Annotated in this window: 20 protein-coding genes; 19 read left to right on the forward strand and 1 reads right to left on the reverse strand. The window is 66.2% G+C overall.

All coding sequences use genetic code 11. From position 1 onward, the window contains the following. The first annotated feature begins 49 nt into the window (after nt 1-49). The 4 genes from IC40_RS0106650 to IC40_RS0106665 are packed head-to-tail and all read left to right on the forward strand — an operon-like array spanning nt 50 to nt 3047. Nucleotides 50-1198 carry a zinc-dependent alcohol dehydrogenase gene (locus tag IC40_RS0106650; RefSeq protein WP_030133960.1) on the forward strand — a complete coding sequence of 383 codons (1149 nt, stop codon included), beginning with the start codon at nt 50-52 and terminating at the stop codon, nt 1196-1198. Between the two features lie 12 nt (nt 1199-1210). Then, nucleotides 1211-1780 (forward strand): hypothetical protein, encoded by a 570-nt coding sequence (locus IC40_RS0106655; protein WP_030133961.1) that lies wholly within the window; start codon nt 1211-1213, stop codon nt 1778-1780. Further along, on the forward strand, nt 1771-2577 hold the full coding sequence (locus IC40_RS0106660) for an MBL fold metallo-hydrolase (protein WP_030133962.1): 807 nt from the start codon (nt 1771-1773) through the stop codon (nt 2575-2577). Before IC40_RS0106655 ends, IC40_RS0106660 begins: the two co-directional genes overlap by 10 nt. 32 nt (nt 2578-2609) lie before the next feature. Then, nucleotides 2610-3047, forward strand: coding sequence for an SRPBCC family protein (locus IC40_RS0106665; protein WP_030133963.1), 438 nt, complete (start codon nt 2610-2612; stop codon nt 3045-3047). Between the two features lie 27 nt (nt 3048-3074). Here the strand turns inward: IC40_RS0106665 and IC40_RS0106670 are convergent, their stop codons facing one another. After that, on the reverse strand, nt 3075-3755 hold the full coding sequence (locus IC40_RS0106670; protein WP_030133964.1) for a GntR family transcriptional regulator: 681 nt from the start codon (nt 3753-3755) through the stop codon (nt 3075-3077). A 173-nt stretch (nt 3756-3928) separates the two neighbouring features. On the opposite strand from IC40_RS0106670, the gene fadD5 reads away from it, so the two are divergent. The 15 genes from fadD5 to IC40_RS0106750 all read left to right on the forward strand — a co-directional run bounded on the left by fadD5 (nt 3929) and on the right by IC40_RS0106750 (nt 20121). After that, entirely contained in the window at nt 3929-5548 is a 1620-nt protein-coding gene (gene fadD5, locus IC40_RS0106675) for a fatty-acid--CoA ligase FadD5 (protein WP_042509495.1), read from the forward strand. A gap of 338 nt (nt 5549-5886) precedes the next feature. Beyond that, nucleotides 5887-6624: an MlaE family ABC transporter permease gene (locus IC40_RS0106685; protein ID WP_174241834.1), complete on the forward strand. Its 738-nt coding sequence runs from the start codon at nt 5887-5889 to the stop codon at nt 6622-6624. 7 nt (nt 6625-6631) lie between these two features. Next, complete coding sequence (locus IC40_RS0106690) at nt 6632-7501, forward strand: MlaE family ABC transporter permease (RefSeq protein WP_030133967.1); 870 nt, start codon at nt 6632-6634, stop codon at nt 7499-7501. Nucleotides 7502-7503: 2 nt separating this feature from the next. After that, on the forward strand, nt 7504-8724 hold the full coding sequence (locus tag IC40_RS0106695) for an MCE family protein (RefSeq protein WP_030133968.1): 1221 nt from the start codon (nt 7504-7506) through the stop codon (nt 8722-8724). A 31-nt stretch (nt 8725-8755) separates the two neighbouring features. After that, nucleotides 8756-9787 (forward strand): MCE family protein, encoded by a 1032-nt coding sequence (locus IC40_RS0106700; RefSeq protein WP_030133969.1) that lies wholly within the window; start codon nt 8756-8758, stop codon nt 9785-9787. Further along, nucleotides 9784-11367: a virulence factor Mce family protein gene (locus IC40_RS0106705; protein ID WP_030133970.1), complete on the forward strand. Its 1584-nt coding sequence runs from the start codon at nt 9784-9786 to the stop codon at nt 11365-11367. Before IC40_RS0106700 ends, IC40_RS0106705 begins: the two co-directional genes overlap by 4 nt. A gap of 9 nt (nt 11368-11376) precedes the next feature. Next, nucleotides 11377-13014: a virulence factor Mce family protein gene (locus tag IC40_RS0106710; RefSeq protein ID WP_030133971.1), complete on the forward strand. Its 1638-nt coding sequence runs from the start codon at nt 11377-11379 to the stop codon at nt 13012-13014. After that, on the forward strand, nt 13011-14153 hold the full coding sequence (locus tag IC40_RS0106715; RefSeq protein WP_030133972.1) for a virulence factor Mce family protein: 1143 nt from the start codon (nt 13011-13013) through the stop codon (nt 14151-14153). Before IC40_RS0106710 ends, IC40_RS0106715 begins: the two co-directional genes overlap by 4 nt. 6 nt (nt 14154-14159) lie before the next feature. Continuing rightward, on the forward strand, nt 14160-15710 hold the full coding sequence (locus tag IC40_RS0106720; protein ID WP_036462705.1) for an MCE family protein: 1551 nt from the start codon (nt 14160-14162) through the stop codon (nt 15708-15710). Then, nucleotides 15680-16312 (forward strand): Rv1363c family protein, encoded by a 633-nt coding sequence (locus IC40_RS0106725; RefSeq protein WP_030133974.1) that lies wholly within the window; start codon nt 15680-15682, stop codon nt 16310-16312. The genes IC40_RS0106720 and IC40_RS0106725 overlap by 31 nt, the downstream gene beginning before the upstream one ends. Further along, nucleotides 16309-17286: an RDD family protein gene (locus IC40_RS0106730; protein ID WP_030133975.1), complete on the forward strand. Its 978-nt coding sequence runs from the start codon at nt 16309-16311 to the stop codon at nt 17284-17286. Before IC40_RS0106725 ends, IC40_RS0106730 begins: the two co-directional genes overlap by 4 nt. After that, nucleotides 17283-17834 (forward strand): Rv1363c family protein, encoded by a 552-nt coding sequence (locus IC40_RS0106735; RefSeq protein ID WP_030133976.1) that lies wholly within the window; start codon nt 17283-17285, stop codon nt 17832-17834. Before IC40_RS0106730 ends, IC40_RS0106735 begins: the two co-directional genes overlap by 4 nt. Then, entirely contained in the window at nt 17801-18580 is a 780-nt protein-coding gene (locus tag IC40_RS0106740; RefSeq protein ID WP_030133977.1) for a mammalian cell entry protein, read from the forward strand. Before IC40_RS0106735 ends, IC40_RS0106740 begins: the two co-directional genes overlap by 34 nt. Nucleotides 18581-18603: 23 nt before the next feature. After that, nucleotides 18604-19281 carry a YoaK family protein gene (locus IC40_RS0106745; protein ID WP_030133978.1) on the forward strand — a complete coding sequence of 226 codons (678 nt, stop codon included), beginning with the start codon at nt 18604-18606 and terminating at the stop codon, nt 19279-19281. Nucleotides 19282-19290: 9 nt separating this feature from the next. Then, the gene (locus tag IC40_RS0106750; protein WP_030133979.1) at nt 19291-20121 is read left to right on the forward strand and encodes an SDR family NAD(P)-dependent oxidoreductase; all 831 of its coding nucleotides are present in this window, start codon (nt 19291-19293) and stop codon (nt 20119-20121) included. Nucleotides 20122-20193: the final 72 nt, after the last annotated feature.

Genomic DNA, 20193 nt, shown 5'->3' on the forward strand with positions numbered 1-20193 from the left:
GTCGCGCCAGACGGGGTAGCCGCCGTGAACCAGCCACGGAGGAGGCGCCATGCGCGCAATGGTCTACCGCGGGCCCTACAAGGTTCGGGTCGAAGACAAGGACATGCCGACGATCGAACATCCCAACGATGCGATCGTCCGGGTCACGATGGCGGCGATCTGCGGTTCGGATCTGCACCTGTACCACGGGATGATGCCTGACACCCGGGTCGGCACGACGTTCGGACACGAGTTCATCGGCGTCGTCGAACAGGTGGGCCCATCGGTGCGCAACCTGAAACGCGGTGACCGGGTGATGGTGCCGTTCAACGTCTACTGCGGATCATGTTACTTCTGTGCCCGTGGCCTGTACTCCAACTGCCACAACGTCAATCCGAATGCCACCGCCGTCGGCGGCATCTACGGCTACTCCCACACCTGCGGCGGTTACGACGGAGGGCAGGCCGAGTTCGTCAGGGTGCCGTTCGCCGATGTGGGGCCCGCGATCATCCCGGACTGGATGGATGACGAGGACGCGCTGCTGTGCACCGATGCGCTGGCCACCGGCTATTTCGGTGCGCAACTGGCCGATATCGCCGAAGGGGATGTGGTCGCGGTGTTCGGAGCAGGGCCGATCGGACTGTACGCGGCCAAATCCGCCTGGCTGATGGGCGCGGGTCGCGTCATCGTGGTCGACCATCTGGAGAACCGATTGGCCAAGGCGCGCATATTCGCCCACGCCGAAACCCGCAACTTCGCCGAATACGACGACATCGTGGTCGAGATGAAGAAGGCCACCGGCTGGCTGGGTGCCGACGCGGTGATCGACTGTGTGGGTGCCGAGGCCGACGGCAACTTCACCCAGCACGTCACCGCAACCAAATTCAAGCTGCAGGGCGGGTCCCCGGTGGCGCTGAACTGGGCCATCGACTCGGTCCGCAAGGGCGGAACGGTATCGGTGATGGGTGCCTACGGGCCGATGTTCAGTGCCGTGAAGTTCGGTGACGCGATGAACAAGGGCCTGACGTTGCGGATGAACCAATGCCCGGTGAAACGCCAGTGGCCGCGACTGTTCTCACATATCCAGAACGGCTATCTCAAACCCAATGACATTGTCACTCATCGTATTCCGCTGGAGCATATCGCCGAGGGCTACCACATCTTCTCATCCAAGCTCGACAACTGCATCAAGCCGGTCGTTCTTCCGAACGCCGGCTGACAGGAGCGCACCATGGTGTACACACCCGACCACCCGTCCGTCCCGGACAGCGCCGACCTGCGCGCCCGCATCCCCGGCTGGGGTGCGGATCTCGATCCCGCCGATCGCCCCGCCGTGCCCCGGATGCGGTTCGACCCCGCTGTCACCGGTGCGCACTGGACGCTCCCCGAACAGCAACCCGAACGCCGGCCACGTGAACGCTCGATCGAACATGCCAGGCTCACACCGGTTTTCGGGACATCGGCACCGTTGCACGGACTTTCGGGCATGGTGCGTCGGTTCGCCTATCGCCGTTACAGCGAGGGACGTGCCGCGCACTGGCTGCTGTTGATCGGCGCCGACCGCATCGACACCGCGGAAAGTCGCCTGGGCGCATTGGTGCGGCTGCGCCCGGACAATCCGATCACCGAGACGGGCATCACCACAGAGTTCACCCATCACGGGTGGCGGTCCCGGGTCGGCACCACCCGGGTGGACACCTCGCACACCTGGATCGACCCGCTGCTGAACACCGCACCGTGGCTGCTGGCCGGTGTGCTCGTCGCGCGGGCCGCCCGCCGAAGGGCCGCCCGATGGACCTGACGGTCACCTTCATCGGCAATGCCACCACGCTGATCTCGGCCGGTGGCATCACCGTGCTGACCGATCCGAATTTCCTGCACCAGGGCCAGCACGCCTACCTGGGCTACGGCCTGGTCTCGCGGCGACTGCATGCGCCCGCCCTGAGCATCGACGAGCTACCGCCGCTGGATGCGATAGTCCTCTCACACATGCACGGTGACCACTGGGACCGGGTCGCGCAGCGCGGTCTCGACCACTCGCTACGGGTCGTCACCACCCCACATGCGGCAAAACGGTTGGTGCGCCGCGGTTTCAACGGTGCGCGCGGGCTGACCACCTGGGAGCACCGCGATATCGTCAAGGGGTCGTCCACGCTGCGGGTCACCGCCCTGCCCGGCAGGCACGCACCGACCTGGACGCAGCGGCTGCTGCCCCCGGTGATGGGCTCCATGCTGGAGTTCGGCACCACCGAGCATCCCGCGCAACGGCGGCTCTACATCTCGGGGGACACCCTCTACATCGAGGACCTCAGGGACATCGCCACCCGCTTCGAGACGATCGAGGCGGGCGTCCTGCATCTGGGCGGTACCCGGTTGCCTGCCGGCCCGCGGTTGCCGTTCGGGCTGACCGTCACGATGGACGGCCGTCAGGGCGCCGATGCGGTCGAGGCGGTCGGGCTGCCCAAGGTGATCCCCGTGCACTTCGACGACTACGGGGTCTTCGCGTCCCCGCTGAGGGACTTCCGCGCCGAGATGGAGCGCCGCCGCATGGACGACCGCATCGTCGAGCTCGCCAGGGGAGAGACGGTCCAGATCTGAGGCGCCCCGCCGTGACTCGCTATGCTCGCCCGATGCCGATCGTCAGCAAGACCGTCGAGGTTGCCGCACCCGCCGCCGCCATCATGGCGATCGTGGCCGACTTCGAGGCCTACCCGCAGTGGAACGAAGAGGTCACCGGAGCGTGGATCCTGGCCCGCTATGACGACGGGCGGCCCAGCCAGTTGCGATTGGACACCAAGATCCAGGGCATGGAGGGCAGCTACATCCAGGCTGTCTACTACCCCGCTGACGGACAGATCCAGACCGTGATGCAGCAGGGCAATCTGTTCAGCAAGCAGGAGCAGCTGTTCGCCGTCGTCGACATGGGCCCGAGCAGCCTGTTGACCGTCGATATGGACGTCGAGGTCGATATGCCCGGCGTGCCGGCGATGATGATCAAAAAGGTCGTCAACGATGCGCTGGAGCACCTGGCGAACAATGTGAAGAAGCGCGCCGAGCAGCTGGCCTGACGCTCATTGCGGCTTTGAAGGCACGGGTCAGGTCCACAGCCCGAGGCTGTCGAGGAGGCTGGTCAGCCGCCGCGCGCCGTCGTCGAATTGGCTGCGGGTCAGTCGCACCACCTCGTCGACCTCGCGGCGACGCATGGCCGCGGTCAATTGTCGGTGGTTGACCACCGCGTCCTGCCCCCACGTCGGGTCGGAGGCATAGATGTGCGGTGGCAGGTAACGCGCGGCGTGCAGCAGGAACCAGGCAAGCTTCATCCGATTGGTCGTCCGGTTGAACGCGCGATGGAAGTGGAACTCCGCACGGGCGATCGGTTCGACATCTCCGCCGCGGACGGCCGCGGCCAGGTCCTCGGTGAGCCGCTCCAGCTCGTCGATATCGGCATCGGTGGCCCGCTGTGCGGCCGTCGCGGCCAACTCCGCGGCGATGGCGCCCTGCAGCCAGAAGATGTCGGCGATGTCATCGCGGGTGAACGGTGACACCATGTGCCCGCGGTGTGGTTCCAGCTGCACCATGCCCTCACCGCGCAGGGTCCGCAGTGCCTCGCGCACCGGGGTGATGCTGACACCGAGTTGGGCGGCGGTCTCGTCGAGCCGCACGAAGGTTCCCGGCCGCAGCGTCCCCGACATGATCGCGACCCGCAGATAACCGGCCACCTCGTCGGAGAGCTGTTCGCGGCGGCGGGCGGGACCCAGTTTGGCGGGTGCGTTCATGCGGGTGCGGTGGGTCCTCTGCGGCTGGTCGTGGGTTCCGGGTCATCGCGGTGGTGAAAAGCTTGTCCAGAAGCGGGTCGGCGTCATAGTGTGACCCCGACTACATAATGTTTGATCAAATATCAACATTGCGCAAGCGTATTGCGCGGCCGCCGATCGAAAGAGCCTCTGCAGTGACAGTTCAGTCTGCAACTGAGTCCGCACCTCAGTCAGCGACGTCCAGTACCGAACAGCCCTATCTGGCCAGGCAGCAGAACTGGTCCAACCAGCTCTCCCGGCATGCGCTGATGCAGCCGGACAAGACCGCGCTGCGCTTCCTCGGCCAGACCACCACCTGGGCCGACCTCGACCGTCGCGTCGATGCGTTGGCCGCCGCACTGCACAGCCGCGGTATCACCGCGGGTGACCGCGTGCTCATCCTCATGCTCAACCGCCCGGAGTTCATCGAATCCTTCCTCGCGGCCAATCGGCTCGGAGCGATCGCGGTGCCGGTCAATTTCCGGATGACCCCGCCCGAGATCGCCTTCCTGGTCAGCGATTGCGCAGCGCGGGTGGTCGTCACCGAATCGGTGCTCGCGCCGGTGGCGATCGCGGTACGCGACCTGGACGCGACCCTGAGCACTGTCATCGTTGCCGGGGCGGGCAGCGAGGACGGTGTCCTCGGCTACGACGATCTGCTCGCCGAGCAGAACCCGACGCCCGAGCCGGTGGACGTCCCCAACGACTCGCCCGCGCTGATCATGTACACCTCCGGAACCACCGGGCGTCCAAAGGGTGCGGTGCTCACCCACACCAACATCAGCGGTCAGGCACTGACCCACCTGTTCACCAACGGTGCCGACCTCAACCACGATGTCGGTTTCATCGGTGTGCCGCTGTTCCACATCGCCGGTATCGGGAACATGATCCCGGGCCTGCTGCTGGGCAGGCCGACCGTGGTCTACCCGCTCGGCGCCTTCGATCCGGGTGCGCTGCTCGACGTGTTGGAGGCCGAAGAGGTCACCGGCATCTTCCTGGTCCCCGCGCAGTGGCAGGCGGTCTGCGCCGCCCAACGCGCGCAGCCGAGGAACCTCAAGCTGCGGGTGTTGTCCTGGGGCGCGGCGCCGGCCTCCGATACGTTGCTGACAGATATGGCGCAGACCTTCCCCGGAGCCAACATCCTGGCCGCCTTCGGTCAGACCGAGATGTCGCCGGTGACCTGTATGTTGTTGGGCGAGGACGCAATTCGCAAGCTCGGCTCGGTGGGCAAGGTCATCCCGACGGTGTCGGCGCGCATCGTCGACGAGGACATGAACGACGTCCCGGTCGGCGAGGTCGGTGAGATCGTCTACCGGGCGCCGACCCTGATGGCCGGTTACTGGAACAACCCGAAGGCCACCGCCGAAGCGTTTGCCGGCGGCTGGTTCCACTCGGGGGATCTTGTGCGCCAGGACGACGAGGGTTACATCTGGGTGGTCGACCGTAAGAAGGACATGATCATCTCCGGCGGGGAGAACATCTACTGCGCCGAGGTCGAGAATGTCTTGGCTGCTCATCCCGCCATTGCCGAGGTCGCGGTGATCGGCCGGCCGCACGAGAAGTGGGGCGAGGTTCCGGTCGCCGTGGTTGCTCTGGCGGCGCGGTCCGGCGAGCCGCCCGAGAGCGTTCTGACGCTTGCCGAACTCGACGATTTCCTCACCGAGCGGTTGGCTCGATACAAGCACCCGAAGGCCCTGGAGATCGTCGAGGCGTTGCCACGCAACCCGTCGGGCAAAGTGCTCAAAACCGAACTACGAACCATGTTCGGCAGCTGAGCGAAGATTGACGCGGGCGAAAGGCGTGTCGAGCCAACGGGTTTACCACAGAACCCGGTGTCTCGCCGCGCAGATCGAATTTGCTAACAGTTGCGATATGAATAGAGCCGATGCGTCACCTGCCTGGTCACCGATCGGGTACAGTCCTGTGGTCCGAGTTACTACCGACCGGTAGGTAGGGCGATGTCACAGGTCATGGAGACGGGGCTCCGCGAGAGTAGAGGAGGGGGCGTGCAGCTAGTTCCGCCGCACTTGGAACTCGCCTCGGTGGTCGCGCTGTGACGGCGGGCAACGGCCTGGTCGACTACGTCAAGGACCAGTTGGACAAACCACTGACTATGGTCGGTGGCTTCTTCAAGATGTGCGTCCTGACCGGCAAGGCGCTCCTCACGAGGCCCTTCCAGTGGAAGGAATTCATCCTTCAGAGCTGGTTTCTGATCCGGGTCGCGTTCCTGCCCACGCTGGCGGTGTCCATCCCGCTCACCGTGCTCATCATCTTCACGTTGAACATCCTGCTCGCCGAGTTCGGTGCGGCCGACGTCTCCGGTGCCGGCGCGGCGCTGGGCGCGGTCACCCAGCTGGGCCCGCTGGTGACGGTGCTCGTCGTCGCCGGAGCCGGGTCCACCGCCATCTGCGCCGACCTCGGTGCGCGCACCGTGCGCGAAGAGATCGACGCCATGGAGGTGCTGGGCATCGACCCCATCGAGCGCCTGGTGGCTCCCCGCGTGGTTGCCGCCACGTTCGTCGCCTTCCTGCTCAACGGCGCGGTGATCACCATCGGCCTGGTCGGCGGGTACTTCTTCGGTGTCTACATCCAGAACGTCAACGCCGGCGCCTATGTCGCGACGCTCACGCTGCTCACCGGTTTCCCGGAGGTCATGATCTCGGTCATCAAGGCCACCCTCTTCGGTCTGATCGCCGGGCTGGTGGGTTGCTACCGCGGGCTCACCGTGGCGGGCGGTTCCAAGGGCGTCGGCACTGCGGTCAACGAGACGCTGGTGCTGTGCGTCGTCGCGTTGTTCGCGGTGAACGTCGTGCTGACGACGATCGGTGTCCGGTTCGGGACGGGAGGCTAGGCCGCGTATGAGTACAGCCGCAGTTCTACGCGCCCGGTTCCCGAGGGCGTTCGATCGCACCCGCGGATACGCCGGCGCGCCCGGCCGGTTCCTCGACAGCATCGGTCACGTCGCCTGGTTCGTCGTGCAGGCCGTCGGGCATCTGCCGCATGCGTTCAAGCACTACCGTCGCGAGTCGCTGCGACTGGTGGCCGAGATCGGCATGGGCACCGGCGCCATGGCCGTCATCGGGGGCACCGTCGCCATCATCGGTTTCGTCACCCTCTCGGCGGGCTCGCTGATCGCCATCCAGGGTTTCGCCTCACTGGGCAATATCGGCGTCGAGGCCTTCACCGGCTTCTTCGCCGCGCTGGCCAATATCCGCGTCGTCGCCCCGGTGGTCACCGGCCAGGCGATGGCCGCCACCGTCGGCGCGGGAGCCACCGCCGAGCTCGGCGCCATGCGCATCAGCGAGGAGATCGACGCGCTGGAGGTGATGGGCATCAAGTCCATCTCGTATCTGGTGTCCACCCGGCTGATGGCCGGGGCCATCGTCATCGTCCCGCTCTACGCGATGGCCATTCTGCTGTCGTTCCTGTCCGCGCAGTTGGTCACCACGGTCTTCTACTCGCAGTCGGTCGGCACCTACGAGCACTACTTTCATACGTTCCTGCGGGTGGATGACGTCATGTGGTCGTTCCTGGAGGTGATCATCATGTCGATCATCATCATGTTGAACCACTGCTACTTCGGTTACTTCGCCAGCGGTGGCGCAGTGGGTGTGGGTGAGGCGGTCGGTCGCTCGATGCGCACGTCACTGATCGCGATCGTGCTGGTCGTCCTGCTCGCCTCGTTGGCGCTCTACGGCACCGACCCGAACTTCAACCTGACGGTGTAGCCATGACCCAGCCCTCCGCACCCCTGGTCAAGCCGAAGACGCCGCCGTACAAGGTCGCCGGTGTCGTCCTGCTCCTCGTCTGCGCCCTCGTCCTGACCCTGACCTGGTTGCAGTTCCGCGGCTACTTCGAGAAGCGCGTGCAGCTGACCGTCATGGCCGAGCGGGCCGGCCTGGCGATGGACCCGGGCTCGAAGGTCACCTTCAATGGTGTGCCGATCGGGCGGTTGGCCGAGTCCGGCGTCGTCACCGTCGGCGACGTCCCGCAGGCCAAGCTGACCCTCGACGTCGACCCGAAGTACCTGTCGCTGATCCCGGCCAATGTGCAGGCCGAACTGCGCGCCACCACGGTGTTCGGCAACAAGTACATCTCCTTCCTCTCCCCGCCGAACCCGTCGGCGCAGCGGTTGGCCGGTGGGGACACCGTGCAGGCCACCGGCACCACCACCGAGTTCAACACGCTGTTCGAGACGATCATGAAGATCGCCCAGCAGATCGACCCGGTGAAGCTGAACCAGACGCTGACCGCCGCGGCCCAGGCACTCGACGGACTCGGCGACAAGTTCGGACAGTCGCTGGTCGACGGCAATGACATTCTCGGCGAACTGAACGCGCGGATGCCGCAGATCCGGCGCGACGTGACGGGGCTGGCCAATCTGGCCGAGGTGTATTCCGATGCCGCGCCCGATCTGTTCGACGGTCTGACCAACGCGGTGACCACCGCGCAGACCCTCAACGCCGAGCAGGGCAATATCGACCAGGCGCTGATGGCCGCGGTCGGGTTCGGCAACACCGGCGCCGACATCTTCGAGCGCGGGGGTCCATATCTGGTCCGCGGGGCCCAGGACCTGCTGCCCACCTCCAAGCTGCTCGATTACCACAGCCCCGCCCTGTTCTGCACCATCCGCAACTACCACGACAGCGCCCCGAAGCTGGCGGATGCCCTCGGCGGTAACGGCTACTCCCTGCGGACCAAGTCGTCGGTGGTCGGTGTGGGCAACCCGTATGTGTTCCCGGACAACCTTCCTCGCGTCAACGCCACCGGCGGACCCGGCGGACGTCCCGGTTGTTGGCAGCCGATCACCCGTGATCTGTGGCCGATGCCGTACCTGGTGATGGACACCGGTGCCAGCCTCGCACCGTACAACCATTTCGAACTCGGACAGCCGATCATGCAGGAATACGTCTGGGGACGCCAAGTGGGGGAGAACACGATCAACCCATGAGCGAAGCGATTATTCGACAGGTGCGTATCCCATGAGCATCAAGGGAACCCTCTTCAAACTGGGCGCCATCTCCGCGGTGCTGCTGACCTTCACCGCGGTCATCTTCGTGGTGTTCGCCCAACTGCGGTTCGACCGCACGACGGGATATTCGGCGATCTTCGAGAACGCCAGCGGTCTGCGCACCGGCCAGTTCGTGCGCGCCTACGGTGTCGAGGTCGGCAAGGTCGAGGGCGTCACCCTCATCGACGGCGGCCAGCGGGTGCGCGTCGACTTCGAGGTCGAGCGCGACCTGCAGCTGTTCTCCGAAACCACCGCTGCCATCCGGTATCTCGACCTCATCGGCAACCGCTACGTGGAACTGCGACGCGGTGACAGCAACACCGTGCTGCCCGCCGGCAGCACCATCCCGCTGGAACGCACCGAGCCGGCGCTGGACCTCGACGCGCTCGTCGGTGGCTTCCGGCCGCTGTTCAAATCCCTTGACTCCAACAAGGTCAACAACATCGCGAACTCGATCATCACGATCTTCCAGGGCCAGGGCGGCACCATCAACAACATCCTGGACCAGACGGCCGAGCTGACCTCAGCGCTCGCCGACCGCGACCAGGCGATCGGCGAGGTGATCACCAACCTCAACACCGTGCTGGACACCACCGTCAAACACCAGAAGCAGCTCGACGAAACCCTGGTGAACTTCGAGGCATTGATCACCGGCCTGAAGAACCGGGCCGACCCGATCGGTGCGTCGGTGGCCGATATCAGTGATGCCGCAGGCTCGTTGTCGGATCTGTTGGCCGACAACCGGCCGCTGCTGCGGGATTCCTTCGGTTACCTGGAGACCATCCAGCAGCCACTGGTCGACCAGCTGGACCAGGTCAACGACATCGTGCAGAAGATCCCGGCCTCGCTGAAGATCATCGGCCGCGCCGGTGGCATCTACGGTGACTTCTTCAACTTCTACGCCTGCGATCTCTCGCTGCGGCTCAACGGTCTTCAGCCGGGTGGACCGGTCCGCACGGTGCGGGTCACCACCCAGCCGACGGGAAGGTGCACGCCGCAATGAGGACCATCCAGGGCAACGACCGGATCCGCAAGGGTCTGATGGGCGTGGTGACCGTGGCGCTGGTCATCGGCGTCGGCTCGTCCATCACCAGCGTGCCGATGCTGTTCGCGGTGCCGGAGTACTACGCCCAGTTCAACGACACCGGCGGTCTCAACGTCGGTGACAAGGTGCGCATCGCGGGCGTCGACGTCGGCACCGTCCAGAGCATGGAGATCAAGGGCGACCGCGTCGAGATCGGCTACACCCTCGGCGGAATGCAGATCGGCACCGAGAGCCGGGCCGCGATCCGTACCGATACGGTGTTGGGCCGCAAGAACATCGAGGTGGAGCCCCGCGGCGACGAGATCCTCAAACCGCGTGGCTTCCTGCCCGTCGAACAGACCCAGACGCCGTACCAGATCTACGACGCGTTCCTCGACGTCACCCAGGGCACCGCGGGCTGGGATACCCAGGCGGTCAAGCAATCTCTGAACGTGCTGTCCGAGACGGTCGACCAGACCTATCCGCACCTGAGTGCTGCCCTGGAGGGCGTGCAGCGGTTCTCCGACACCCTCGGCCAGCGTGACGAGCAGCTCAAGCAGCTGCTCGCCAACGCCAACAAGATCGCCACCGTGCTCGGCGACCGCAGCGGTCAGGTCAACGCACTGCTGGTCAACGCGCAGACCCTGTTGGCCGCGGTCAACGAGCGCAGCTACGCGGTGAACATGCTGCTGGAGCGGATTTCTGGTGTGTCCCAGCAGGTTTCCGGTCTGATCCAGGACAATCCGAATTTGAACAAGGTGCTGACCCAGCTCAACACCATCAGCGATACGCTCAACGAACGTAAGCAGGACCTCGCCGACACGCTGTCCATCGCCGGCAAGTTCATCACCTCTCTGGCCGAGGCGCTGGCGTCGGGCCCGTACTTCAAGGTGATGCTGGCCAACCTGCTGCCGCCCACCCTGTTGCAGCCGTTCGTCGACGCCGCCTTCAAGAAGCGCGGCATCAACCCGGAAGAGTTCTGGCGTAATGCGGGCCTGCCGGCCTTCCAGTTCCCCGATCCCAACGGGCAGCGTTTCGAGAACGGCGCACCGCCGCCGGCCCCGCAGGTGACCGAGGGCACCCCGGAGTTCCCGGGTCCCGCCGTCCCGCCGGGATCGCCGTGCTCGTACACCCCGCCCGCCGACGGCCTGCCCCGCCCGGGCAATCCGCTGCCGTGCGCGCAGCTCAGCCAGGGACCCTACGGTCCGGTGCCCGGCGGCTTCGCCCCGCCGGTGGGCGTGCAGACCTCGGATCCGAACGTGCACGGACTCGGACCGACACCGGGTGTCCCGAGTGCGGGTATTCCAGGTCAGTTGCCGCCGAACGTGCCCGGCACACCGGTGCCGTTGGTCCCGGGCCCGCCCGGAGCACGCACCGTGCCGGTCGGTCCGCCGGGGGCTCCGGCCCCGCCAGGACCGATCCCGAGCCGCGCGCCGTTGCCGCCGCCGCTGCCGGGACCGCCGCCGCCACCGGGACCAGGTGAGCAGCTCTCGCCGGCGGGCACCGCGCCGCTGCCCGGTAATCCGCCGTTCCTCCCGCCCAATTCGCAGGAAGGGTAGGGCGCCGACATGTCGACGATCTTCAACATCCGCAACGTCAAACTGCCACAGCTTTCCAAGGCGAGCGTCATCCTCGGCGTGATCGTGCTCGTGGTGGCCGTAGGTGCCGCCGCGGTCGGTTGGAATGTTTACAAGAAGCTGACCACGACCACGGTCACCGCCTACTTCCCGCAGACGCTGGCGCTCTACCCCGGCGACAAGGTGCTCATCATGGGCGTCAAGGTCGGGGCCATCGATTCCATCGAGCCCCAGGGCGACCGGATGAAGGTGGTGCTGCACTGGGACAGCAAGTACAAGGTGCCCGCGGACGCCAGTGCCTCCATCCTGAACCCGTCGCTGGTGGCCTCCCGTGTCATCCAGCTCTCCCCGCCCTACACCGGCGGTGAGGCGATGCAGGACGGTGCGGTCATCGACGAGGACCGCACCCAGGTCCCGGTCGAGTACGACCAGCTGCGCGACCAGATCACCCGGCTGTTGGCCGATCTGGGCCCCACACCCGAGCAGCCCAAGGGCCCGTTCGGCGATATCGTCGAATCGTTCGCCGACGGATTCGAGGGCAAGGGCGAGCAGTTCAACAAGACGCTCACCGGGCTCTCGGATGCCCTGACCGCGCTGAACGAGGGCCGCGGTGATTTCGTCGGCATCGTCAAGAGCCTCGCGGTGTTCGTCAATGCGCTGCACAAGAGCGATCAGCAGTTCGTGGCGCTGAACAACGACCTGGCGCAGTTCACCAACTCGTTCACCAACACCGACCGCGAGGTCGCCAACGCGGTGGACGATCTGAACACGTTGCTGTCGACCACGCGAAAGTTCCTCGACGAGAACGCGACCCCGCTGACCAACGACATCAACAATCTGTCGGATGTCACCACCGCGATCCTGCAGCCCGAGCCTCGCGACGGTCTGGAGACCGGTCTGCACGCGTACCCGAACCTGGTGGCCAACGTCGTCAACGTGGTGGCGCCCAACCAGGGTGGCATCGTCGGTCTTCCGGTGCTGCCCGGCGTCACCAACTTCTCCAACCCGCTGAACTTCATCTGCAGTTCCATCCAGGCCGGTAGCCGGATGGGTTACCAGGATTCCGCGGAGCTCTGCGCGCAGTACCTGGCGCCGATCATGGACGCGATCAAGTTCAACTACCTGCCGTTCGGCATGAACCTGGCGGCCGGTGCGATGACGCTGCCCAAGCAGATCGCCTACTCCGAGCCGCGGCTGCGTCCGCCGCCGGGGTACAAGGACACCACGGTGCCGGGCATCTTCTCTCGTGACACCCTGTTCTCGCACGGTAACCATGAGCCCGGCTGGATCGTGGCACCCGGTATGCAGGGGGTCGAGGTGCAGCCGTTCACCGCGAACATGCTGACCCCGGATTCGTTGGCCGCGTTGCTGGGTGGGCCCGATATCGTGCCGCCGCCGGCACCGCCCGCCTTCGGCGTGCCCCCGGGTGGCAACCTGCCCGGACCGCCGAATGCCTACGACCAGAACAATCCGCTACCCCCGCCGTGGTATCCGCAACCGGGACCGCCGCCGGTCCCGGCACCGGGTGTCATCCCGGGTGACCCGCCGCCGGCCGTGCCCGTGGGGGCGCCGGTCGCACCGGCGGCCCCGGCCGGACCGCCGCTGCCGGCAGAGGCAGGTGCACGATGAAGCTGAAGAAGATCGCCACGCGTGCCGTGGCGCTGGCCGTCGCCGGGTTGATGCTCACCGGGTGCGGGCAGTGGCGAGGTATCGCCAATGTCCCGCTGCCCGGTGGCCCCGGCACCCAGGACGGCAGCACGACGATCTACATCCAGATGCCGGAGACGTTGGCGCTCAACGCCAACAGCCGGGTCCGGGTCGCCGATGTGTTCGTCGGCCGGGTGCGCAAGATCGAGCTGAAGAACTGGACGCCGTTGCTGACGGTGGACCTGGAGCCCGGCGTCGAGTTGCCCAAGAATGCGCTGGCGCGCATCGGGCAGACCTCGCTGCTGGGTTCCCAGCACGTCGAACTCGACGAGCCGGACGACCCGTCGCCGGAAAAACTGCGCAACGGGGACACCATTCCGCTGGAACGATCATCGGCGTTTCCCACCATCGAGCGGACGCTCGCCAGCATCTCGGGCATCCTGACCGGCGGTGGCATCCCGAACATCGAGGTGATCCAGAACGAGGTGAACGCCATCCTGACCGGGCGTTCCGGCGAGATCCGGGAGCTGTTGAACCGGCTGGACACCTTCACCTACGAGATGAACCAGCAGCGTGAGGACCTGACGCGCGCCATCGACTCGACCAACCGGCTGCTCGGTATCGTCAGCCAGCGCACCGAGACCCTGGACCGCGTGCTCACCGAATTCCCGCCGCTGATCAAACATTTCGCCGATACCCGGGACCTGTTCGCCGATGCGGTGACATCGCTCGGGCGGCTCAGCGCGACGGCTGACGAGACGCTGAGCAACACCAACGCGAACCTGAACACCAACCTGAAGAATCTGCAGCGGCCGCTGCGGGAGCTGGCCAAGGCTTCCCCGTATCTGGTCGGTGCGCTCAAGCTGTTGCTCACGGTGCCGTTCAACATCGAGAACATCCCGAAGGCGATCCGCGGTGACTACATCAACGTCTCGCTGACCATCGACCTGACGCTCAGTGCCATCGACAACGGTTTCCTGTCGGGTACCGGTATCTCGGGCATGCTGCGGGCACTGGAACAGGCCTGGGGTCGTGATCCGGCGACGATGATGCCGGATGTGCGGTTCACCCCCAACCCGAACAGTGCGCCCAACGGTCCGCTGATCGAAAGGTCGGAGTGAGTCATGCTGCTGACCCGAATGATCAAGACGCAGTTGCTCATCTTCGTCGTGCTGACGTTGGTGGCGCTGGTGGTGTTGTCGCTGGGCTACCTGCGGCTGCCGACCTATGCCGGCATCGGCATGTACCGGCTCTACGCGGACCTGCCGAACTCGGCAGGTCTGTACAAGACCGCCAACGTCACCTTCCGCGGCACCACGGTCGGCAAGGTGATCGAGGTGGAGCCGACCGAGACCGGCGCCAGGGTCACGATGGACATCAACAACGACACCCAGGTGCCCATCGACGCCAGCGCCGATGTGCACTCGGTGTCGGCCGTCGGTGAGCAGTTCCTCGACCTCGTATCCCCCGATAACGTTCCGCAGCACTTCAAGGACGGGGACACGATCACCAAGGGCACCGTGCCCGCCGAGGTGGGGCCCGCCCTGGATTCCGCGCAGCGCGGCCTGGCCGCCCTGCCGGAGGAGAAGATCGGCGTCCTGCTCGACGAGACCGCCAAGGCTGTCGGCGGGTTGGGCCCTTCCCTGCAGCGCCTGGTCGATGCGACGCAGAACCTCGCCGGTGATTTCCGGGAGAACCTGCCCGCACTCACCGATGTCGTCGACAACTCGGCGCCGATCATCGAGTCCCAGGTGAACTCCGGTGACGCCATCTCGCGGTGGGCGGCCAACCTGAACACGATCAGCGCGCAGACCGCGGAGAAGGATGCCGCACTGCGCAGCGGGTTGCAGCAGGCGGCGCCGACGGCCGATCAGCTCAACGCGGTCTTCGGTGATGTGCGCGAGTCGCTACCGCAGACGCTGGCCAATCTCGAGATCGTTCTCGACATGCTCAAGCGGTACAACAAGAACGTCGAGCAGGTGCTGGTGGTGCTGCCGCAGGGTGCGGCGATCGCCCAGACGGCGACGATCTTCGCCCCGGAGGGTCTGCTGCATTTCGGTCTGGGGATCAACTCGCCGCCGCCGTGCCTGACCGGCTTCCTACCCGCATCGCAGTGGCGGTCACCGGCGGACACCAAGACCGAGCCGCTGCCGTCGGGGCTGTACTGCAAGATCCCGAAGGATGCCCCCAATGCGGTGCGCGGCGCGCGTAACTACCCGTGCGTCGACGTCCCCGGCAAGCGCGCGGCGACGCCACGGGAGTGCCGCGGTGAGGATCCCTATGTGCCGCTGGGCACCAACCCCTGGTACGGCGATCCGAACCAGATCGTGGACTGCCCGGCCGCCGGCGCACGCTGCACCCGTCCGGTGAACCCCGGTCAGGTCATCCCGGCGCCGTCGATCAACAACGGGATGAATCCGCTACCGGCGAGCCAACTGCCTCCACCGCAGACCACGCTGCCGACCAGTGACCCCCTCACCCCGCCTGGCCAGGGCACGGTCACCTGCAGTGGACAGCAACCCAATCCGTGCATCTACACTCCGGCAGCAGGTCCTTCCGCGGTGTACAGCCCGTCCAGCGGTGAAGTGGTCGGACCCGACGGCGTCAAGTACTCCGTCAACAACTCGAGCAATCCAGGAGATAACGGATGGAAGGAGATGCTGGCACCAGCCGGCTGAACCCCACCGACGAAGAGATCCAGGCCGCTGAATCCGCGGCCGACACCGACAGCGATGCCGGCAGCGCCGACACCGACAGTGATGCCGGTTCGGCATCCGTTGCCGGACGCCTCGGCGGCGGCTGGGTGGCCGCGATCGCTGCGGTCCTGATCATCGTCGCCGCCGCCCTGACCGGGGTTGGCTATCTGTTGCTCCAGTGGAACGCGCGCAGTGACCAGATCGCCCGCGACGACGCGGTCGCCCTGCAGGCGGCCAAGGATTGCGTCATCGCGACCCAGGCACCGGATCTGGCGTCGATGGGCGCGGCGCAGGGCCGCATCGTCGACTGCTCGACCGGAGACTTCGGCGCGCAGGCCGTGTTCTACAGCTCGATGATGATGGAGGCCTATCAGGCCGCCAACGTGCAGGTGGAGGTCGCCGATCTGCGGGCCGCGGTCGAACGCCACCACGATGACGGGTCGGTCGATGTGCTGGTGGCGGTGCGGACCAAGGTGACCAACAGCGAAACCGCCGACCAGGAGCAGGGGTACCGGCTGCGGGTCACCATGCAACGCGACGACGGCACCTACAAGATCGCCAACCTCGTACAGGTCACCACGTGACGGCAGTTCTCGACGACGCGGTCGAGCTGGAACCGCTGCCGCAGGAGCCCCCGGCGTCCTGGGGGGCCCGAGCGGCCGCATTCGGTATCGATGTCCTGTTCGGTGCGGTGCTGATCGGCACCCTGGCGATGCTGGCCTGGACCGCGCCCTTCCTCGGGACGCTGTGGTGGGTCTACACCGGCTTGGCGGTGCTGACCGGACTGGTGCTGATGGGCAACCGCTGGGTGCTGCCGGTGCGGACCGGCTGGACGGCGGGCCGCGCGGTCACCGGGATCCGGGTGTTCCGCACCTCCGGCGATGGGAACCCGCCCGACACCGGCAGACTGCTGCTGCGCGATATCGCCCATCTGCTCGACACCGTTCCGCTGCTGGCGGGGTGGTTGTGGCCGTTGTTCGACCGTCGTCGTCGCACTTTCGCCGACCTGCTGCTGCGCACCGAGGTCCGCCGCGTCGGCGAGCCGGACCGCGATGTGCGCCGACCGGTGGCGATCGGCCTGATCGCGGTGGCGCTGGTCGGTGTCGGGGCGTCGACCGCGGGCTATTTCGTGGTGTACCGGGGTGACCGTGCGTTGGAGGATGCCCGCGGTCAGATCGCCGCCCAGGGCGCAGGCATCGTGGAGAAGATGCTGAGCTACAACCCGGACACCGCGGAACAGGATTTCGAGCGTGCCCGCTCGTTGGCCTCCGAGAGTTACCGGCCGCAGTTGATCGCCCAGCAGGACGCGTTGCGCAAGGCCCCCCTGGTGTCCAACGAGTACTGGTCGGTCAACAGCGCGGTGCTGGAGTCGCCGCCGCCGACGACGACCACCGCATCGATGCTGCTGGCCATGCAGGGCCAGCGTGGCAGCAATCCCGGCGCGATGCGTTTCATCACCGCGACCGTACGGGTCGATTTCGTCAAGGCCGGTGATCAGTGGCAGGTGCAGAACCTGTCGGTGCTGACGCGGCCACAGATGCAGGCGAGCGGCGGATGAGCCCGCGCCGCATTGTCGATCCCGACCGGCCCGAGTATTTCGTGGCGCCGGAGCGCAGGCCGCTGCGCTGGGGTCTGCCGTTGGTGAGTGGACTGGTCTCGATGCTGATGGCCGCCGCGCTGGGCTTCGCCTCCTACCTGGTGGTCACCCACGAGTCGGACCGCCAGACCGCGATCCGCGATGCCGACGCCCTCGGTTACGTCCGCGCGTTCATGACCTCCTACACGACGCTGGATCCGTTCAACGCCAACGACTATGCGGATCGGATCAAGGCCGAAGGCACCGGCGAGTTCGCGACCACCTTCACCGAGAAGCAGAACGAGATCGTGCTGCAGGTGGCTCGGCTGGAGCCGACCACCGGCACGGTGTTGGAGGCGGGCGTCCAACGGTGGAACGATGACGGAAGCGCCGATGTGCTGGTCGCCACCAAGATGACCAGCACCACACCCGACGGCAAACAGACCATCGAGACCGGAAGTCGTTGGTTGGCAACGACGATCAAGGAAGGACAGCAGTGGAAGATCAGCCGACTGATTCAGGTGATCTGACCACCGGGTCCGGGAGCGGGACCGATCCGGGCCCCGTGCCGAAGACGAAGTCCGAGGCCAAGTCCGAGGCCAAATCCGAGGCTGAGGCCACGGCGTCGACTACCGAGCCGGAGGCAGCGGCCGATGAGCCGGCCGTCACCGACTCCGAAACCGAAGTCGACACCAACACCGACAGCGAGCCCGATACCGATACCGAGGCTCAGGCCGAACCGGTGTTGGTGGCGCACCGGCCGCCGGGTCGACGCGTCAAGATCCTGGCGGCCGTCGGAGCCGTCGCCGTTGTCGCGGCCGCCGCATTCGCCGGTGCCACCGCCGCGCCCTATCTGGTCGACCGCGCGCAGGTGCAGGTGAAACTGGACATCGCCGGCACCGCCGCCGATGCCATCAGCACCCTGTGGACCTATACCCCCGAGGACATGGAGGCGCTACCGGACCGCGCCGCGAAGTATCTCGGCGGGGATTTCCAGGTCGAGTACCGCAAGTACATCGATGCGATCGCCGCGCCGAACAAGCAGGCACAGGTTTCGAACAACACGCAGGTCCTCGGTGCCGCGGTCGAATCGATGGACGCGAACAACGCCTCTGCGATCGTCTACACCAACTCGGTGGCCACCAGTCCGGTGACCAAGAACATCCCGTCGCTGCGGTACCTGTCCTACCGGTTGATCATGGAGAAGCACGGCACCCGCTGGCTCATCACGCAGATGGACGCCATCACCTCCCTGGACCTCACCCCGCGACTGTGACTTCCCGGCTGTAGCTTCCTGGCATGGAATCGCCGGTATCACAGCGCCGCACGGTCACCGTGCTGTTGTTGCTGACGTTCGCGACCGGGCTGGTCGATGCGGTCAGTGTGTTGGTCCTGGGACATGTGTTCGTCGCCAACATGACCGGCAACGTCATCTTCCTGGGATTCTGGTTCGTCCCGCATTCCGGTGTCGACGTGGCGGCGGCCTTGGTCGCCTTCCTGAGCTTCGTCGCAGGGACGATGGTGGGCGGGCGGATGGTCCGTCACCTCGGCACCGTGCGCAGATGGATGTCGACGGCGTTGACCGTCGAGGTGCTGGCGTTGACAACGCTCGCCGCCTTGGCCGGCAGCGGTGTGCTGCGCTACCACGACGACACCAAGTTGATCCTCATCGCCGGGCTGGCCGTCACCTTCGGGATCCAGAACGCTGCGGCCCGACAGGTCGGCATCGCCGAACTGTCCACCACGGTGCTCACCCAGACGATCGTGGGCATCGGCTTCGACAGCCGGCTCGCGGGCGGCACCGGCCAACGCGAGAAACTGCGCTACACGGTGGTCCTGACGATGTGTGCCGGCGCCGCCCTGGGCGCCACCTTGACGCTTTACGTCGTCGCACCCGTCATCGGTCTGGCGGCGGTCATGGTCGCGACGGCCGGTCTGGTCTTCGCGCTCGGACCGGATGCTGGCCAGCCCGGCTAGTCTGAGCCCATGCCCACAGTTCTGGTCACCGGAGCCGGCCGAGGAATCGGCCGCGTGATTGCCGAGCAGTTGGCCGTCGCGGGATGGGACGTCATTGCTGGCGTGCGCAACACCGTCGACGGTGCGATGCTGACGGCCACCCATCCACAGCGCATTTCATCGGTGATCCTCGATATCACCGATGCCGAGCATATCGCCGCCCTCGATGCCGTCCTGCCCGCACAGCTGGATGCGGTGGTCAACAACGCCGGCATCGTCGTGGCCGGACCGGTGGAGACCGTGACCGCCGACCAGTGGCGTAAACAGCTGGAGGTCAACGTCATCGGACAACTCGCGGTGACGCAGGCCGTGCTGCCGAGGCTGCGCGGCAGCCAGGGCAGGGTGGTGTTCATCTCCAGCGTGAACGGCCGGCTGTCCACGCCGATGGTCGGCGCCTACGCCGCTTCCAAGTTTGCGCTCGAGGCGGCCGCCGACGCGCTGCGAATGGAGTTGCGGCCGTGGAGTATTCCGGTGGTACTGATCGAACCGGCGCAGACCGACACCGATATGTGGCGCCGCGCGCCTGCGATGGTCGACGACGCGGAAGCGGCGCTGTCGCCGGAGCAGCGGGCGCTCTATGCCCGGCACATCTCCGGCATGCGCAAGTCGATACCGGTGTCCCAACGAATGGCGGTGGATCCGAAGCGCGTTGCCGAGGTGGTGATCAAGGCGCTCACCGAAAAGCGGCCTCGCGCACGCTATGCGGTGGGGGCCGGCCCGAAGCTGCAATTGGCTTTGCTGACACGGCTGCCGGCAACCATCCGAGACCGCCTGTTGCGCAGCGTTATGCGCCAACCCTGATGCTTTCCTGAGCAAAAGCTTCAGAACGCCCGTGAGGCGATGCTAAGTTCCTGCCCAGAACTCGTCGGGGAG

The organism is Mycolicibacterium neoaurum ATCC 25795 (assembly GCF_000691525.1).
GTDB lineage: Bacteria > Actinomycetota > Actinomycetes > Mycobacteriales > Mycobacteriaceae > Mycobacterium > Mycobacterium neoaurum.

Bases quoted from the DNA above. Each gene is read 5' to 3' on its own strand.
- IC40_RS0106650 (WP_030133960.1), top strand. From the start codon at position 50: ATGCGCGCAATGGTCTACCGCGGGCCCTACAAGGTTCGGGTCGAAGAC.
- IC40_RS0106655 (WP_030133961.1), top strand. From the start codon at position 1,211: ATGGTGTACACACCCGACCACCCGTCCGTCCCGGACAGCGCCGACCTG.
- IC40_RS0106660 (WP_030133962.1), top strand. From the start codon at position 1,771: ATGGACCTGACGGTCACCTTCATCGGCAATGCCACCACGCTGATCTCG.
- IC40_RS0106665 (WP_030133963.1), top strand. From the start codon at position 2,610: ATGCCGATCGTCAGCAAGACCGTCGAGGTTGCCGCACCCGCCGCCGCC.
- IC40_RS0106670 (WP_030133964.1), bottom strand. From the start codon at position 3,755: ATGAACGCACCCGCCAAACTGGGTCCCGCCCGCCGCCGCGAACAGCTC.
- IC40_RS0106685 (WP_174241834.1), top strand. From the start codon at position 5,887: ATGGTCGGTGGCTTCTTCAAGATGTGCGTCCTGACCGGCAAGGCGCTC.
- IC40_RS0106690 (WP_030133967.1), top strand. From the start codon at position 6,632: ATGAGTACAGCCGCAGTTCTACGCGCCCGGTTCCCGAGGGCGTTCGAT.
- IC40_RS0106695 (WP_030133968.1), top strand. From the start codon at position 7,504: ATGACCCAGCCCTCCGCACCCCTGGTCAAGCCGAAGACGCCGCCGTAC.
- IC40_RS0106700 (WP_030133969.1), top strand. From the start codon at position 8,756: ATGAGCATCAAGGGAACCCTCTTCAAACTGGGCGCCATCTCCGCGGTG.
- IC40_RS0106705 (WP_030133970.1), top strand. From the start codon at position 9,784: ATGAGGACCATCCAGGGCAACGACCGGATCCGCAAGGGTCTGATGGGC.
- IC40_RS0106710 (WP_030133971.1), top strand. From the start codon at position 11,377: ATGTCGACGATCTTCAACATCCGCAACGTCAAACTGCCACAGCTTTCC.
- IC40_RS0106715 (WP_030133972.1), top strand. From the start codon at position 13,011: ATGAAGCTGAAGAAGATCGCCACGCGTGCCGTGGCGCTGGCCGTCGCC.
- IC40_RS0106725 (WP_030133974.1), top strand. From the start codon at position 15,680: ATGGAAGGAGATGCTGGCACCAGCCGGCTGAACCCCACCGACGAAGAG.
- IC40_RS0106735 (WP_030133976.1), top strand. From the start codon at position 17,283: ATGAGCCCGCGCCGCATTGTCGATCCCGACCGGCCCGAGTATTTCGTG.
- IC40_RS0106745 (WP_030133978.1), top strand. From the start codon at position 18,604: ATGGAATCGCCGGTATCACAGCGCCGCACGGTCACCGTGCTGTTGTTG.
- IC40_RS0106750 (WP_030133979.1), top strand. From the start codon at position 19,291: ATGCCCACAGTTCTGGTCACCGGAGCCGGCCGAGGAATCGGCCGCGTG.